The 16,740-nt window shown below is 49.5% G+C and carries 16 protein-coding genes; 3 read left to right on the top strand and 13 right to left on the bottom strand.

Features of this window, described 5'->3' with window-relative positions; all coding sequences use genetic code 11:
* Positions 1–11: 11 nt before the first annotated feature.
* The 3 genes from BGP77_RS03245 to BGP77_RS03235 all read right to left on the bottom strand — a co-directional run bounded on the left by BGP77_RS03245 (position 12) and on the right by BGP77_RS03235 (position 1,800).
* Positions 12–749, bottom strand: coding sequence for a Tim44-like domain-containing protein (locus BGP77_RS03245; RefSeq protein ID WP_108163303.1), 738 nt, complete (start codon positions 747–749; stop codon positions 12–14).
* Between the two features lie 197 nt (positions 750–946).
* Complete coding sequence (locus BGP77_RS03240) at positions 947–1,345, bottom strand: GFA family protein (RefSeq protein WP_108163302.1); 399 nt, start codon at positions 1,343–1,345, stop codon at positions 947–949.
* Positions 1,346–1,386: 41 nt separating this feature from the next.
* Positions 1,387–1,800, bottom strand: coding sequence for a hypothetical protein (locus tag BGP77_RS03235; RefSeq protein ID WP_146171183.1), 414 nt, complete (start codon positions 1,798–1,800; stop codon positions 1,387–1,389).
* A gap of 283 nt (positions 1,801–2,083) precedes the next feature.
* Here BGP77_RS03235 and BGP77_RS03230 point away from each other — a divergent pair, with 283 nt between their 5' ends.
* Together BGP77_RS03230 and BGP77_RS03225 are read left to right on the top strand one after the other, a co-directional pair.
* On the top strand, positions 2,084–2,464 hold the full coding sequence (locus tag BGP77_RS03230) for a VOC family protein (RefSeq protein ID WP_108163300.1): 381 nt from the start codon (positions 2,084–2,086) through the stop codon (positions 2,462–2,464).
* Positions 2,465–2,524: 60 nt separating this feature from the next.
* A complete protein-coding gene (locus tag BGP77_RS03225) occupies positions 2,525–3,166 on the top strand; it encodes a hypothetical protein (RefSeq protein WP_108163299.1) in 642 nt (213 codons plus the stop codon).
* Between the two features lie 96 nt (positions 3,167–3,262).
* Here BGP77_RS03225 and BGP77_RS03220 read toward each other — a convergent pair whose 3' ends face one another.
* The 10 genes from BGP77_RS03220 to hemN form a co-directional block, all read right to left on the bottom strand.
* Complete coding sequence (locus BGP77_RS03220; protein ID WP_158269252.1) at positions 3,263–5,587, bottom strand: hypothetical protein; 2,325 nt, start codon at positions 5,585–5,587, stop codon at positions 3,263–3,265.
* Positions 5,588–5,716: 129 nt separating this feature from the next.
* Positions 5,717–6,169, bottom strand: coding sequence for a hypothetical protein (locus BGP77_RS03215; protein WP_146171182.1), 453 nt, complete (start codon positions 6,167–6,169; stop codon positions 5,717–5,719).
* A 67-nt stretch (positions 6,170–6,236) separates the two neighbouring features.
* Complete coding sequence (locus BGP77_RS17900) at positions 6,237–6,761, bottom strand: hypothetical protein (RefSeq protein ID WP_146171181.1); 525 nt, start codon at positions 6,759–6,761, stop codon at positions 6,237–6,239.
* 11 nt (positions 6,762–6,772) lie between these two features.
* Positions 6,773–7,108 carry a hypothetical protein gene (locus BGP77_RS03210; RefSeq protein ID WP_108163296.1) on the bottom strand — a complete coding sequence of 112 codons (336 nt, stop codon included), beginning with the start codon at positions 7,106–7,108 and terminating at the stop codon, positions 6,773–6,775.
* Between the two features lie 316 nt (positions 7,109–7,424).
* Positions 7,425–8,060 (bottom strand): hypothetical protein, encoded by a 636-nt coding sequence (locus BGP77_RS17895; protein ID WP_146171180.1) that lies wholly within the window; start codon positions 8,058–8,060, stop codon positions 7,425–7,427.
* Between the two features lie 200 nt (positions 8,061–8,260).
* The gene (locus BGP77_RS03200; protein WP_108163294.1) at positions 8,261–8,890 is read right to left on the bottom strand and encodes a hypothetical protein; all 630 of its coding nucleotides are present in this window, start codon (positions 8,888–8,890) and stop codon (positions 8,261–8,263) included.
* Between the two features lie 29 nt (positions 8,891–8,919).
* Positions 8,920–9,522: a hypothetical protein gene (locus BGP77_RS03195; protein ID WP_108163293.1), complete on the bottom strand. Its 603-nt coding sequence runs from the start codon at positions 9,520–9,522 to the stop codon at positions 8,920–8,922.
* Between the two features lie 311 nt (positions 9,523–9,833).
* Entirely contained in the window at positions 9,834–10,133 is a 300-nt protein-coding gene (locus BGP77_RS03190; RefSeq protein ID WP_108163292.1) for a hypothetical protein, read from the bottom strand.
* Complete coding sequence (locus tag BGP77_RS03185; RefSeq protein WP_108163291.1) at positions 10,114–12,138, bottom strand: phosphotransferase; 2,025 nt, start codon at positions 12,136–12,138, stop codon at positions 10,114–10,116. Before BGP77_RS03185 ends, BGP77_RS03190 begins: the two co-directional genes overlap by 20 nt.
* A gap of 362 nt (positions 12,139–12,500) precedes the next feature.
* Positions 12,501–13,856 carry an oxygen-independent coproporphyrinogen III oxidase gene (gene hemN, locus BGP77_RS03180; protein WP_108163290.1) on the bottom strand — a complete coding sequence of 452 codons (1,356 nt, stop codon included), beginning with the start codon at positions 13,854–13,856 and terminating at the stop codon, positions 12,501–12,503.
* A gap of 191 nt (positions 13,857–14,047) precedes the next feature.
* Here hemN and BGP77_RS03175 point away from each other — a divergent pair, with 191 nt between their 5' ends.
* Positions 14,048–16,282 (top strand): methyl-accepting chemotaxis protein, encoded by a 2,235-nt coding sequence (locus BGP77_RS03175; protein WP_108163289.1) that lies wholly within the window; start codon positions 14,048–14,050, stop codon positions 16,280–16,282.
* The last annotated feature ends 458 nt before the right edge of the window (positions 16,283–16,740 follow it).

Raw genomic sequence — 16,740 nt, 5'->3', positions numbered from 1 at the left:
TGGGGTTGTATCTAAACACGCGAACCAGAAATAAGCGTGGATTGGATGTCCGGCAAGTCCTTCACAATTTTTGCGTAAGCCAGCGACATGCTGCCCGCATCGATGTTGGAAACCCGCCATTGACCGTCGTTCAGCGTAAGAGACCAGACGGTACTGACTTCTTTGTATCGCTTGCTGCCTTCGACGACTTTTCCTGTGTCTGTTTTTTGCAGGTAGTCTTTCATCTTGGCTCTAACGGCAATCACAACCATGGAATCTTCATGTTCCTGGCCGCGATTCCGGTGCACAAATAACAAAGGTCTGATGTTCGAAATTTTCTTCACATCGCATACATTCTTAAGACCCTCTTTTTTCCAGCGTTCCAGATGCACCAATTGTTGATTCTGCCAGTACCAGTCTGTCATCCATTCTGCGGCGCTGGATAGATCTTCGTCGTCCCAGCTGGAGTGAATGCGGAAAAAACAGTCCTTTAACCGTTCCTGTATTTTCAACCATTCAAAATCGGGACTGTGCATCGACATAAAGCGCAGATCTTTTTGGGTCCGTCGCTCTGCAAGTTTCTCCCGCATGGAGACATAAATGATTAACGGGAGAAAAATAATCGTCAGGATAAAAAGCCCAATGCGGCCCCAAAACGACTCGAACGCAGCGCTGGCTATTTTCCCGCCCGGTCCGGCAAAGGCGGGCTCACAGAGCACTAATAGAGAGAGAACAACCACAGCCACGAGGGCGCGTTTATGTTGCTTCATGTCGGTTCCTTCTGTTTCACCGTGCAGGTCCATTCAGGCAGCCTGGGCCATCAAGACGAAGTGCGCTGGCTGGGCTGTTGTTAGCTATCTTTGATTGAAGAATAAACAGTCTTCATACCGTTGGCGAGTTGATTCAGTGGCGTCTGGCGCTAACCTGGCCGGGCTTAAACAACATTAACAACGAGCAGGGCGTTGCTTTATACCACCGGCGCCCCTTCCGGGTATTGCGGCAACCCATCGGAAAGCGTGACCCAGCCCTGTTTGGACGACACCCAAAAGTGCATATCCGGTTTGAACAGCGATGGGTCGTCCAGGCTGCCAACGGTAAGGCCCATAACCCCGGCCGCTGCGCGCCGGGAAAACACGCTGGCGCCGCAGTGTGAACAGAAGCCTCGCTCCAGTGTTTCGGAGGAGCGGTAAATGCTCACCGGGCCGGTCATGGCCACATCGTCAATGCGCATCAGCACGCGTGCATTAAAGGCCGCACCAATGGCTTTCTGGCACAGCCGGCAATGACAGATTCGCTGGTTTAACGGCTCACCCGTTGTTTCATAACGAATGGCTTGGCACAAACAACCGCCGGTGAATTGAATCATGGTTCAGCCCTCTGTTCCGTACTGTTTCAGCCGGTACAGTGCTACTCAGCGCTGATTCTGTCCAGCATCAGGTACTTGGGCGCGCATTCCCCAAAGACGGTATAGGGGTTCATGCTGTTGCCATAGTTCTGAATCAGCAACGAGCCTTCCTCCAGCACGGCGGTCACTGCCTGGGGTTCGCTGGCATTGGTGTCGGATGCAAACAGTTCCGAAAAAATAATCCCATCATTCTCCAACTGAAAGTAACCCGTGACCGCACGGCTGGTTGTGGTCAGGGTGTAGATACCGCGGCCGTCTTTTTCTCTGAGCTCAATTGTTAGTTCGCACGCCATAGGTTGAGCGCTTTCATAACGCCCAACAACGGCATCAAGGGTGTCGGCCCGGGCAACGAAAGAGCAGAGCGCCGGAAGCATCAGGCAGGTATTTCTTACGACAGCTTTCAGTGAGTAATGCATGGTTTCCCTCAGTGCGATTGTAGGCAGGCGGTACAGATGGATCGGGTGTTAGCCCGGCCTTGATTGAACCATTATGTCGCTAAAGCTTGTTGTGTGGCGTGATGAGGCTTTGCTTTTCGTGTGTTCCATTCTCGCTTGTCTATCGTGTTTCGCTTTTCGAATAAAAGCCACAGCGGCAACGTATCCTGAAAACCCAGTCTGAAACCTGGCAATCGACCTAAGCAGAACCATTGGCTATGGTAATGACGCTGAACATTGCACTCGCCAAAAGGAGGGCGCTGTGATGAAACGGGTAACCGGTATAGGCGGTGTGTTTTTTCGGGCCAACGATCCGCAAGCCTTGGGTGATTGGTATAAAACCCACCTGGGCATCGACGTTCAAAGCTGGGGTGGCACGGTGTTTCGCTGGGCTGACGAGAACGGCACGCCCAGCGCCGGAACGACCACCTGGTCCGTTAGCGACGGCCGCTATTTCGCACCCAGTCAATCGGGTTTTATGATCAACTACCGAGTGGCCGACTTGCACGCCCTGTTACAACAACTGCGCGCAGAAGGTTGCCAGGTGATGGACCAGACGGAAGAGTCTGAATACGGCAAGTTTGGCTGGGTGATGGACCCGGAAGGCAACAAGGTAGAATTATGGGAGCCACCGGAAGGCCAGTAACGTCGCACAAGTCGTACAAAAAAGTGGCCAGAGCGTAAGCGTCGCTAAGGTGTAAAAACGATGGGCCTGGATTTAAACGCGTTAGGAAAACCCAAACCGGGAATGGAACAAGAATTTAACCGCCTGTTCCATGAAATCCCCCAGTTAACCGGCGAAGAACGGCAACAAAAAATGAACCGGTGGTTTGATGTTCAAATATCACCCTATGACACCTTGGAAACACCGAGAGTCGGGGTGGATCAACAAGCCACCGATTGGTTGCGGGAGCACTACCGAAAAGAAGGCATCGCGGACCAAACCGAAGAAGAATACCTTCAAAAGCACCACGGCGTGTATGTGCCCAGGCTTACCAAGCCGTGTGATGGCATACCGGTCTATTCGAACTCTGGCTTGAACATGGCGGCCATACACAGCTTCAGAGGGCAGTTCGTCGTTGAAGATTGCTCGGAACTAGTTGGGGTATCGAACCTTGACCGCTTATACCAAAACACCCTGGCCGAAGACGCGCTGCTACTGGCAGAAGACATTCAAACCCTTGCGAAAACCTATGCGTTAAAAGAAGGCGTCGCTTATGTTGAACACCTGAAGAGTGTCGACGCCGCCGATACATCGGCAGCGCAGAATGCGCACATCCTGTTCTCGCTGGCAAAGTGGTTACGGTATTGGGGCTTTCGAGGGCATGGCTTTGAAGCGGATTATTAGCGGGGGTTAACCGAACCCCCTTTGTTCACGGGCCAGTTAACAGGCCAACCATAAACAGGGCGCCATCGGCGCCCTGTTTAACGATGCAAGCACCGTTCATTCATCGTCAATCGGGTTGGGTTGGAAATGGAATGGCACCTTCACCCCCATTTCCCAACTGGCGCCATGGGTGGTGGAGCGCCATACGGGGTCTGGAGCAGGGGTAGAGTACTCGCTTGGTCTATTGCTCCCGCCGCCGACCAGCAACAGGCTGTATTTTTTACCGATGGGGTCGAAATACGGGGCCACTTGGTGGGTGCTGCGGGCGGTGAATGGCATGGGGTGCTCGTACTGAGTCCAGTCTGTGCCATTGGGCGAGGTCCAGACGTCGTTTTTGTTTTCTGCGTCGCTACCGTAACCGCCAATCATGATCAGCTTTGTACTCACACCATCGTTATAGGGCACCACCTGATGCTCGGTGCGTGCGCCATAGGCATCGCCCGCTTTTTTCTCCCAGGTTTTACCGTCTGCCGAAAACCAGATATCGCCCTGAATGCCGTTGTCATCTGTACCGCCAAACAACCAGAGCCCATCGCCAAACGCCACCACCTGATGGCCGTGCCTTGGGCTGAATCGCTCACCCGTTGCAATTTGTTCCCAGTCGATGCCGTTGGTCGATACCCAGACATCGTTGTGCTTACTGGTAGCATTAACACCGCCAATCAACATCAGCTGATCGCGCACGCCGTTGTTAAACACCAGCAGCTGGTGCCCTTTACGAGCCGCGCTAAAGCCATTGCCCTTAGGCGTAATTTTTTCCCAGCGCAGGCCATCACGTGATGCCCAGAGTTTGGCGTCGTAACGCCCAAGCATGTTTCCGCCAACCAGCCACAATCGCTCCCCTTGCCCATCATTGAACGCAACGACTTGAGAGTCATGGCGTAACTTTCCATAAGCGGGGTTGTCGTTTCTCAGGTTCCATTTCAAACCCTGGGTAGAAGTAAAAATCGTATTGTTGGTAAACAACCACAGCTGAGCGCCAGTGCCATCATCGTACGTTAACAGCTGATGATTGACCGAACTATCAGGGTATAGACTCATCACATTGTGCGACTGCCAATCAGCGCCGTTGCCGGATGACCATACGTCTGAATAATAAATGCCATCATTATTGTCTCCAGCGGTTAACCAAATACGATTGCCAGTGCCCGCGTTGAAGACCACGGCTTGATGTCCGTATCGGGCAGGGAAGCCAGCGTCGGGTGTTTTTTGGGTCCAGCGCTTACCATCTTTGGATACCCATACATCTTTGAATGCCCATGCATCATTTTCCGAGTTATACTGATAGTCATAACCCCCAATGAGCCAAAGCTGTTCGCCCTGTCCATCATCAAAGGCAACAACCTCTGTCGCATAGCGAGCCCCAAAGCCTGCGCTGCTGGTGATTTTTTTCCAGACGATGCCGTCGCTGGAGGCCCAGATGGTATCGGGTTGGTTTTCTCCACCGACCCGCCACAATTGCCGGCCTTGGCCATCGCCGGCATCGAACACCACCAGCTCGCCATCGTGATCGCCAAAAGCCGCGTCGTTGGTGAGCACCTCCCAATCGATTCCGTTGCTGGAGACCAAAACATTGTTTCGTGACCCATCGTTCCTGTGGGTTGCACCAACGCGCCAAAGTTGCTCGCCAAGACCTGCATCAAACACAACGACGCGACCGCCGTAGTAATCGTTAAAGGTTTGCGGTGTATCCTTCCGTACCCAGGTGGTGCCGTTATCCGATACCCAGATATCTTCTACAGGTCTGCCGTTATCCCACCCACTGAACAGCCATAGCAGTTCGTTAAACACCACAGCATCGCCTGGCTGACGAGGCACAAACTCTGCCGCCTCTGTACGTTGGCGCCAACTGACGCCATCGGAAGAAGACCAGACGTCATTGAGAGTTTGACCGCCATCATCCTGCCCTCCAATCACCCATAGCTGATTGTTAAACACCGCCATTGCATGGGCACTTCGGGCTGAGAAAAACTCGGTCGATATCCGGGTATTGGCGGTTTGGTTGCCCTGGCGTAATTGGTAATAGCCGGTTTGGGAAAGAGTGGCGTGGGTATCTTCAATAATGATAGAGCCGTCGGTGACGGTTTCGGGGGTGGCGCAAATTCCGGACGCATCGTAATCGCAGTTTGGATCGCTGGTGGCGTAGAACTCGGCGGGTTCGTCGCGGATCAGTTCTATTTCTAAGTCGGAGGAGTCTGCGCCAATCCAGCCGAACAACTGGTTTTGCGGTTCCGGGGGGATCAGCGTTGGCGGGGGAGTACCCTCGGCACCCGTCCGCGACGGACCACTTTCAGAATTACAGCCCGCCAAAACCAGCAAGCCAGCCAGCAGGCTTGCCAGTAACGCAAACCGAGGGGAGTGAAGGGAATTCAGAGAGGTCATGATGAGCATTCCTTGCATCGCCTTGCTTAAAGGAATGGCCATCATCTCAACCGATGGTTTGAAAAATCGTTTGTATGTGGGTGGTGAGTTGTAAATTAAGCGTTTGAACGGAGGGTTATTTGGGGGTGATTACAACGGTAGGGTCTCTTCTGTGCTTTGTTGATCGTTTTCGGACAGGCGGCCACGACTGGGTAAAACGCACAAACCGACAATGAAAGAGGTCAGAACGCCATACATTAGATCCGGACCGGTAAGGAACTCAAAACTCGTGAACGTGTGCAGCCCTCCACCCAACCGAAGTACCCAGACTGACCAGCAGGAAGCACCCAACCCACCACACACGGAAACAAAGGCTACACCAGCGAGGGTCTTTTTGATTTTGAGCAGTGAGTACATCACCCCCAACAGCAGCGCCGGTATAAAGTAGACGAATCCGAGGGCCGCCATCTTGATGGTCAAGGGCAGTGTTTCTTTGGGGGCAATGAATATGGGGAACATCGACATGAGCACACTCGCTGAAACCGACACATAGAGTGGGCAGAGCGAGAAATAGAAAGCGACTTTAATGGATGGGTATTTCATGGGTGTGTTTTCACAGGCCTATATTGCAATGTGTTATTGGCTGCTTTCGTCAGTCGCGCCCTTCGATCTACACCGACACTAAATGCCAGCGGGAATCGGTGAACTCTACCAGTGTTACCCTATGCTCACTCGACCCTACATGCATTGTAAACGGATGCGTTTCTCCCGCTGGAATTTTAAGCCAGACCGAACTCATACTGTCTACTGATAAAGAACCTGTCGTGACGCACTCCGACGAATACTGGCCGCTACAAAGTTGAATGCCATTCAAATCGGACAGAACAACAGACGCAGAGGGACTCAGGTTTTTAAACTGAACTTTACGCGACCGTACAACGTCGTAAGCGAGCCGTGAGTTTCTGTTTAACTGCGGAATAATGGGAATGATGATGCCAATATACTTGGAGGTTCTTCGATAGGGACGAGAGCAAACCTGTACCGATTCAATGTCCTCAGGCGTATAACACCAGATGTTGCTAAAGCTGTCGTAGCTTGATGCGCTGTTGGGTTGCAACTCAAAATGATGGTTTCTGGCAGAGATGGTACAGCCGGAAATGAGGATGATGGTTGCAAGGAGGGTGGTGGTTTTCATTCTTTGGCTTTCTACTCAGCGGAACTGGCGTTGGCTTCAGTTAGTATGAGATACCCATTGTCGATTGCACCACCTGAATCCCAGGAAATTTCTAAAACACGAAAGCCTTCTGAACTTGGAAAATTAGGCGATTCCACTTCTTTTCGAAAGGTCACTGTATCCTTCACTTCCTCTCCTGTTTCTGCCCAGTAGCTAGTAGCCTTGATTTTACTTTTAAGGCCAAAGTCGAATTCGCTGAGATCCAGTTTCGAAACGCAATGTTCGAACAAAAGTTCATAGATGCCATTGCCTAACGGTTCGAACTTGCACTCTTCCTGACCGAGCGAAATTTTATGTAGTACGAGCATTTGAGCCTCCTTCATGAATCTCTGGTATGAAACCTATGCCTGACTAGAAAGTATTGGGCTGCCCTGGAATAGTGACGAGCTAACCAAACATTGAATGCTTTGGGAGTGTTCTTCAACAGGCCTCAAGCTTCCACATTCCGTAAGGGTTGTTCAACAAGGTGTTACCACCGTAATGGATGGAAGGGTGAGCTTTTATGCGGTAAGCGGGAGACTATGAATCAACCGAGAAAGTCTGACCGTCGGTTCAGTTAATAGCAGTTAATAGGACATCCACCTTAAGCCTCTCTTAGAGTGGGCGTCCTGTTAGCACCTTAGATCACTTTATTAAGCCTAATATCTCTGACTTCGTCGGCTCAGGTACATTCACCCAAATGGTATTATCTGATACTTGAAGAGAGAGTCTTAGGCCTGAAGCGGCCACCGAAACAATATGCTTATACCAGTCAACATGACTCCACTTTCTAGGCGTTGGTGCTTTGAAGGCTTTACGCTCTCTGTCCCAATATACCTCGGCTGCTTCACGATATATGTTGTGATATTCCTCTTTCCCACCACTGGAAAGTACAAGGTACATTTCGCCGTTTTCAAGAATCTCTATCTTGGATATTTCTTCGACTATCATAGAGCTACTGTTTTCTGTATTGATTGGTGTCTGATTAAAGTACTGCTGTGAAGAATGTTCTGGTAGTCCATTTTTACTACTGTGGGTTTCCTGTTCAGTTCTTCTTGATGCTTTAAAGCAGAAAAAATAAGTAGCAACTAACATGGCTACCGCCAATAGGTTAATAGCAAAACCAGGACCTGGGTTGAATAGGTCCTCTGATCGCGCCGTGATAGAAAAATGTAAACCGGGACTGAATATGTAATACCATGTTTCAGTATATAAGCGGACGGTTTGCGGCAGGTAAAAAATTAAAAACAGAGCGCCACCGATCCGCGTATTGAAGAACATGTCAATTGCCCCAACAGCACCTGCAACTGAAAAAGCACTGAATAGCAGATTGTGATTACTTAGGAGTGTTAGAGACCACAAAGAGAGTAGCAGACTGAAGGCGGCAAGAGCATAGAGCTTTTTTACTTCGTTTTGTCATATGAGGCCTTGGGGAAGTTGGGTGAGGTGCTAGTCTCTAAATGGGCTGTGCGATACCAGTTCTAGTGATCGGCACCCTGCTTACTTTTAACGCATTCATTCCAAAATGAGAGTACAGATTTTGCAGCCCTAGCGCTCCTATCGGCAGCTTCCCCAGTAACAGTCTGTACGAATGGGGGGATGATCTTTTTAGGCGTTTTCGAGAAATCAACTGTCGACATTCTCTGCCCGTCCTCTCCTTCCGTTTGACTGAGCGGCGGCAAGATGAATCTTGTGGCGGTATCTGTCAGCTTATAATGAATGAGTTTATTTCTAAGTCTGACCAAGTCTTCAACTGAAGAAAGAAGTGACTGTTTCACTTTAATATCGAAAGCTTCCTGGAAAATAAGTGCTACCTTCTTTGTGAGTGATGACGACTTCCCTGACTTTTTGAACCTATTCCTTAGAAAAGAAAAGTCTTCCAGATCCGTGTTTTTGAATAAATCCTCCGCCATTTCATTTACGAAAGCCTCAATACACATTGAGGCGAAAACAATTGCTACAATTGAATCTGATTGAAGCACGCCATCGGTATGGTTATTCACAGAAATGTCAGCGTATCTTTCGGCTTGAACTAAATAGAATGTAACCAAGGAGTGGTGTTTAAAAAAAATACTGTCGCTATTAGCATTTCCCTCAAAAATTAGTGCCATTAATATTCCCTAATAATATAGGATATTTGTTAGGAGCTGCTTTTGTTTAGCCATTCATCTTTCCAGGCAAGGAAGTCAAAATCTCCTTGGATAGAGAGTGCCGAAACGGTATCTGTAATTAGGTTTTCCAAATCAGAAATAACATCTCCGCCTGCCTGTACTCCTACAATTGTGCCGCCCGATCCTGGTCCATTCGGCTCGTGCTTTGACCAATGAAAAGTGAACCTGTCAGTGATGTATTGACGTATATAGGATTCTGCATCCTGATTAGCCCAGTGTTTATCAGGATAAAATCTTGCTATCACTAGCCACGCATACTCCAGAAAATCTATGACGTCATAACTTGCTTGGCGCATATCCGTTGTTATACCTGTATCCCACCCCTCCCGGGCATTTTCCATGACTGCCTTTCTCATCACAGGTAGTGCTTTGATGAAACGATAATGGCTAGGGTTGTCTAAGTATCTACGTGAAAATGTATTCGCTGGAGACTCTGTTGTTCCTTTTGGCTTTGTAGTCAGCTTTTTTGGGGCACTCTTCTTGTTGTTGCTAGTTTGGAGGAGCCAAGCTACAACTACGGCAATAACAGTTGCGAATGCACCTATTATTGCCGAAACTATATTTGAGTCCATATATCAAAATACCTAATTGGTTTCCAATCATTAATGTAGAAAAAATGGACACTCACTCTAGCCCAAGAGTGTCAGCTAATATATAGCCAAGATCTAAACACTGTTTATTTATTGGAATCGCTAGATATGATTAAGCCAAGGGCAAAATTTTATGATCTTTAGTTGCGTCCTACTTTTCTAGATAGAACTCCTGACCTTAAATTAGCTATTGGGTTCGCTGTTACCTGTCCATTTTTGATTGATTTCAACACTACTGGGGCACTTGCATTTTCCATTAGCCAGTTTAATGGTGGCCGTCTGGTTAGCCGATGCTAGCCTGAAACATTTTTGTATTTTTCATATTCATCTTGGAATAAACGTTCTGACTCATCATGAAATTGACCTCTTTTATTATGGAGGTCATTTAGCTTTTCGCTAATGCTTTTATAAATGATTTGGTGTGCTTGATTTTTTAATTTTTCTTCATTGTACTCGTCAATCTCAAAACTATCGCCAAGAGCTAAGTTGACTAATTTTAACAGAGTTGTTTTATCAATCTTGTCGATAGTCTCGTATTCTCCTATATCTGTCAGAAAGTACCCTTGGCTATTCTCAATTTTTAATGTTTTCATATCCTTCCCTTCTATCTAAATAGGCATCTTCGCCAGCTTCTAATGCATTCATAGTTACATGAAAATTACTGATTGATTTTCCGTCAGTAGAACGTAGATCTGTATCAGATGGATGGCCAGAATATCTTCTATATATAATGTTATTTCCTTCTATCTCTTTGGATGTATAAACTACATAATCGGCATTAATTGACGCACCCACTGTACTGTTATGTGTTACAACGACTACTGGCATGGTCTTGGCAATCTGCTTCAGCATCTGATTGGCTTCGCTTTTCAAGAAAATGTTATCAAACGAAGATTCAGGTTCGTCTATCAAAAGGTAGTCAAAATTTTGAGCATCTTTAATTTCTTGTAGAAGACGAAATTCTGATCTTTCGCCACCGGAAACCTTGAATCCGTCTTTATTGAGTATTTCATACTCAATACATGCAAAATACTTATAAAACTCAGATGGGGTCCAAGCTCCATTCTCTTTTAATGCGATAAGATATTTATATGGGAAGTCGTATTCTTTGTAGGCATCGCTAAACCCAGCTCGCTGTCCACTTACTCGTAAGATTTCACCAGCTCCATTAAAGGCTCGTTGCTTGCATATTACTTTGAACTCCTGGATATTTTCCTGAAATATTATCTTCTCAGTCTGTAATAGCTTTGCAATTTGGTTGAATTTAGAGACTTTTTCATTCTCCATCATGACTGTGTATAGATCGATATCTTTAACTTGTGTTGCTGATGTTCTTAAATGCAGCTTGCCTTTAACATCTTTTACTATGTCATTGACCCATACTTTCTTCTTTCTTTCATATGCTTTGTCCCAAAGAAGCTCTATTAACTCTATAGCTAGAGACTTTAAGTGACTAACTTCAATATGCTTATCAATGATTCCTCTATATTCAATGTTGTCTATTAATTTTCGAACAGCTCCTATAAGTTCACTAAGTCCATTGTCTTTAGTAACTTCAAAGTTAGTTTCATTAAACAGTGCTGATTTAGAAAATGCATCTCGCTTCTCCGCTTCATCAGCTGACTTTAAGAGCGTTGATAGATACTCATCAGTCTTTCTTTCATTGATCCTAATATCGATGTTTAGTATTTCATCTAGAACCTTCTTGAATGGAGTTAGGTGTTTGTCGGCAAATACACTCTTCTTGCGAGCAATATCTTCATTGAATTCCTTTTCGTAATTAGCATCATCTCTCTGAACAAGAGAGAATTGAGGAATGTACTTTACATTTTCACAGTCCTTGTTGATCTGAGTCAGTGTTTCTGTTTTTCCTGATGACCGAGCTCCGAGGATAATATTAAGGCCAGTGGATAATTTTTGTCCGTCATCAAAAATTTGAAAAAGCGAATTGCCCTCTGTCCTTGATAGCGCCACCTTATTTTTGTCGCGAAGACTATGTTTTAAAGATTTTAATGTGATTTTCCCGCAATCGACGTATGTATGTTTAGTGGGGAATTTTTTGATGCCTTCGCGAATTCGGACGTCACTAAATATAACTGGTGTTATTTCTTTATTGTCTTTTGCCAGACGAATGAATTTTTTTGGGCTGTCAACCTCACCGGCAGATATGTATTTTATTATTTTCGATAGTGTGCTTCTTGATATGGCTGGCTTTTTTTCATAGTGGGGGATTAGTAGGTATTTGTTTAAGTCACCAAAGATAGTAATCAGTTCATCTACGCTAATAGAATCTCCGGTATTTTTAATTTTGTCAGTTACACCCTGAGTTTTGATTTTAAATTCTTCTAGGTTCTGATTTTCGGAGATTAGAAGAAGGTGCCCTGTGGTTAAGTTAATTTCAATGCCCGGGAATATTACACAGTCAAGCTCACTATCAATTTTTCTGAATTGCTCCAAGTCGAAAAAATCATGATTAGTTATCGCTATGGCGTCAAGTTCAGCTGATTTGACATATTCCTTTAATTTCTCCAGCGAAAAATCAAAGTGGCCATCACTAATTGTAGGGACCGTGTGCATGTGAAGGTCAATTTTCTTCATTTTTCCTCCATTAAACTAAAAGAACACAAGATCCCGGACGCACAGGAGTATAAAATATGGCGAGTGTCATTTTTGTGTAATATTGCCTTTCTCTTTAGTACAGTTAGGACCTCAAACACGCTACCGCCCAGCCAGCTACAAGGCACACCAATCCCTCAGGTTGTAACCGCATACAGCAGTCCCGACAGGATGCCCCCGATCTGTGATGGGCTTCAAGAAAGACAGGCGCGTTTGTGTCCGCTTTTGGGAAGAGAATTGCTTGGAAAGGTTGGCGGGAGAAATCCAGAATCAGGTGATCCCAAATAAAACGCCCGCCAATACAACAACTTATAAGACACTAACCGAATGGTGCGGCTCGTTCTTTAAACCGCCGCCGAATGCCTCTGCGCATTCGCTTCCAGATACCCATCAAACGCCGCACACACGGCTCTGACCAAAGGCCGTCCGGTTTCGGTTAGCTGAATGTTCCAGCCGTTTACTTCCACAATGCCGTCGCCGGTCATGGCGCGGATTCGGTCGAGTTCCGGTAAGAACCGGTCGGGGAAGGTTTGGTGTTGGGCGCAGAGGTCGCTTAGGTCGACCGATAGGTCACACATCAGGCGGTTGATGATGTCGCGGCGCAGGGTGTCTTCGGCATCGACGGCGACGCCTTTGGCGAGGGCGCTGTTGCCTTGGGCGATGGCTTTGCGCCAGTCGCCGACGCCGGTGAGGTTTTGGGCGTAGCCTTGCGGTAACGATGAAATGGCCGAGGGGCCGAAGGCGATGAGGGCTTCGGCGTTGTCGGTGGTGTAGCCTTGGAAGTTTCGGTGCAGTTCGCCATTGCGTTGGGCGATGGCGAGGCTGTCGTTGCGGTGGGCGAAGTGGTCGAGGCCGATGGCTTGGTAGCCGTGGGCGGCCAGTTGGTTTTGAATGGCTTCGTATTGCGCCCAGCGTTCTTCGACGTCCGGCAGGGTGTCGGTGGCGATCACTTGCTGGTGTTTCTTCATCCAGGGCACATGGGCGTAGCCAAATATCGACAGGCGGTCGGGCCGCAGGCCGATGGTTTGGTCGACGGTGTTGATGAGCGTTTCGACGCTCTGGTTGGGCAGGCCGTACATCAGGTCGACGTTGATGCCGTTAATGCCTTTGGCGCGCAGTTTGTTGATGATGTCGGCGACGTCTTCGAGGCTTTGTTCGCGGTTTACGGCCTTTTGCACGGCGGGGTTAAAGTCTTGAATGCCGATGCTGGCACGGTTGAAACCGTTGGCGGCCATGGCGTCGATAAAGGCGTCGGTGGAGGTGCGCGGGTCCATTTCCAGCGCGACTTCGGCGGTGGGCAGAATGTCGAGCCGGCTGCGCAGTAATTCCATGATGCGGTTTAAGTCGCTGGCCGAAAGAATGGTTGGGCTGCCGCCGCCAAAGTGCAGATGGGCCACGTTAAAGCGTTGGCCGTGGGGCAGCAGTGACAGGCGCTGATCAATTTCTTCGAGCAGTAAATCGACGTATTGGCTGACCGGTTGGTAGCGATGGGTGATCTGCGTATTGCAGCCGCAGAACCAGCACATTTTTTCGCAATAGGGTACGTGCAGGTAGAGCGACAGCGGTTGCGCCGGGTCCAGCTCGCCCAGCCAGCGAGCGAACTGCTCACCCTGGATGCCCGAGTGAAAATGCGGGGCGGTGGGGTAGCTGGTGTAACGGGGCAGGCGCAGATCGTATTTTTCGTAGAGGGCGAGTTGCATGGCAAGCGGACCGGCTTCTGTGTGTCGATGATGGAATGGCGGCAGTGTGCCGCCTTCCGGCCCGGTGCGTTTTGATGTGGGTCAAGGTTGGGTGGGTCGGAAAAGGTGCATTTCTGTCCGCTTTTGAAATGGCGGAAAAGCCATGGCGTGACTACTTTTAAGGGCTGATAACCATAAAAAGGAGCGCGAGAATGACGCTCAAGCGACGTCTGATGTTAACCCTGCTCGGCGTGGGGTTATTGCCCGTCATGCTGTTGGCCATTTTGAGCACCCGAGATGCCCGAACCGCCCTGGAAAGCCAGGCGTTTGCGCAGCTGGAATCGGTACGGGCCATTAAGCGCGCAGCCGTGGAGCGTTACCTCACCACCATTGTTGACCAGACCTCGAGCCTGGCGCGCAGTCAGGCGGTGGTCGATGCGATGGTCGATTTCGAAGAAGGTTACCGGTTGTACGCGCGCGAATCGGGCCGGTCGCAATCGTCGTTGCGTTCTCGCGTGCTGCCGTATTACGAGCAGGAATTTGTGCCACGGGTAGTTGATGCTCACCCGGAGGCGCAAATTGAAGCCAATGACTTAGTTGAGCCATTAAGCCTCAGTGCGTTGGCCATGCAATACGCCTACATCATCGAGAACCCGAATGAGGTAGGCAGTAAAGACGAAATGACGGCGCCAAGAACCTTTTTCGGTTATGACCAGGCGCACATGCAGTGGCACCCCTATTTCCGCGATTTTCTACAGCGCTTTGGCTTTTACGATATTTTTCTGATCAACAACGGTGGCGACATCGTTTATTCGGTGTTCAAAGAAGTCGATTTTGCGACCTCTCTGGTCGATGGCCCCTATGCCGATTCGGGTTTGGCTGAAGCGTTCCGTTTGGCATTGGAGGCACCCTTTGAAGACGATGCAGTGCTGGTCGACTTCAGTATTTACCGGCCGTCCTACGATGCCCCGGCGGGGTTTCTGGCGGTGCCGGTGTTTGAGAATAATGAGCGCGTGGGCGTACTGGCATTGAAATTCCCGCTCGACCGGCTCGGCAGCATCATGCAAGAGCGCGCGGGCTTGGGCCAAACCGGTGAAACCTATTTGGTGGGCAGCGATGGCCTGATGCGTTCTGATTCGGTGATGGACCCGGACCATCACAGCGTGGAAATGTCGTTCCGTCACCCCGAAACCGGCCGTGTGGATACCGACGCAGTGCGCGCGGGTTTGAGCGGAGAAACCGGCAGTCTGATCGGCACCGACTACAGCGGCGGCACGGTGTTATCCACCTACGCGCCCATAACGATTGCCGGTTTGGATTGGGTTTTGGTGGCCGAGCAAGATCAGGCGGAAGCCTTTGCACCGGCGAACCAATTGCTGGTCAGCGCGGCGATCATCGTGGCTGTTTTAGTGGTGATTGTGGTCGGCATCGCGCTCTATACCGCGCGCAGTATTTTGAAACCCCTGGGTCGCGAACCGGCCGATTTGCAACGCGTGGCGGTTGCCATTGCCGACGGCGATTTGCGGCTGCACGACGATAACCACGAGGCCACCAGCGGTGTGTATCGCTCCATGCAGGAGATGGTGAACGGCCTGCGTTCGTTGGTGCAGCACATCATTGAAGCGGCTGATCAGCAGGCGTCATCGGCTCAACAACTGACGGCCATTACCGATCACACCCTGGAAAACGTGAATCGCCAGAACGAGCAAACCGAGCAGGTGGCCACCGCCATTGAACAGATGAGCAGCGCCATCAATGAGGTGACGCGCAACACCAACGAATCCGCCGAGGTGGCAAAAACCACGCACCAGGCAGTGAATCAGGGCGTGGATGATGTGGTGCAGATGTCGGGCGACATTAACCAGATGTCCAACGACCTGCGCGATGCCAACGCGCGCATTCAGGCGTTGCGTGAAGAAATGAAAGGCGTCGACGCCATTCTGGAAACCATTAAAGGCGTGGCCGAACAAACCAACTTGCTGGCGTTGAACGCGGCCATCGAAGCGGCGCGGGCCGGTGAACATGGCCGTGGCTTTGCGGTGGTGGCCGACGAAGTGCGCAGTTTGGCGCAGAATACTCAGTCGGCAACCGACGAGATTGCCAACACCGTCGATTCGTTGCTGGTGTCGTCGAAGGAAGCCGCCACCCTCACCGACGATTGCAGCGCTTCCGCCCAGACCATTGCCGAGCGGTCCACCGAGGCTGCCCAGCGCTTGCGCGATACGCTCAAAGAAGTGCAGCAAATTGTGGATATTACGCTGCAAATCGCCAGTGCCTCGGAAGAGCAATCGTCGGTGGCCTCGGAGGTAACGTCACACGTGGCGCGCATTTCCTCGATGGCGTCGGAAACCGAAACCGCGGTGCAGGAAATCAGCGTAGCCAGCGCCGGTTTGGCGAAACTGGCCAGCGAGCTGCAAAACAGCGTCACCCGTTTCCATTTGGATTAACGTCCTCCCCCCAAAAAAGCGCGGCTGGGACGCTGCGTTCAGCAAAAATCAGCGTCGGTATATTGGCGAAATTATCGCCATCTTGGGTAGTAAAACCGGCGACGTTCTCTATTAGCACACGTTTCTATACGGGCCTTATAGCCATTCTGTAAACGCTTACAGAGCGCCATAAGCCGGTAATTTGACGATTAACGTTAAATCGACCGATGTTCCGGTTGGCGTTTTGGTCGGATTGGGCGATTAAGGTTCGTTGACTTCGGCCGACATGAATCGATGATGACCGGCGGTCGGGTTGATTAAAAAACAATCGACCTTCGCCTTGCTTCGCAAGCAAACATTCAAGTGATAACTCAAGTGATAACAACAGGGATCACCCTGACTCCATCATGCCCGGTATGACTGATTTTCGGCGACGGTGTGTCGCCGAACGGGAATGGCTGTGTCTGGTGGATATTCAA

This window comes from Saccharospirillum sp. MSK14-1, assembly GCF_003054965.1.
Taxonomy (GTDB): domain Bacteria; phylum Pseudomonadota; class Gammaproteobacteria; order Pseudomonadales; family Natronospirillaceae; genus Saccharospirillum.
The sequence above is the reverse complement of the archived record's forward strand: the minus strand, read 5'-3'. Positions and strand labels throughout refer to the sequence as shown.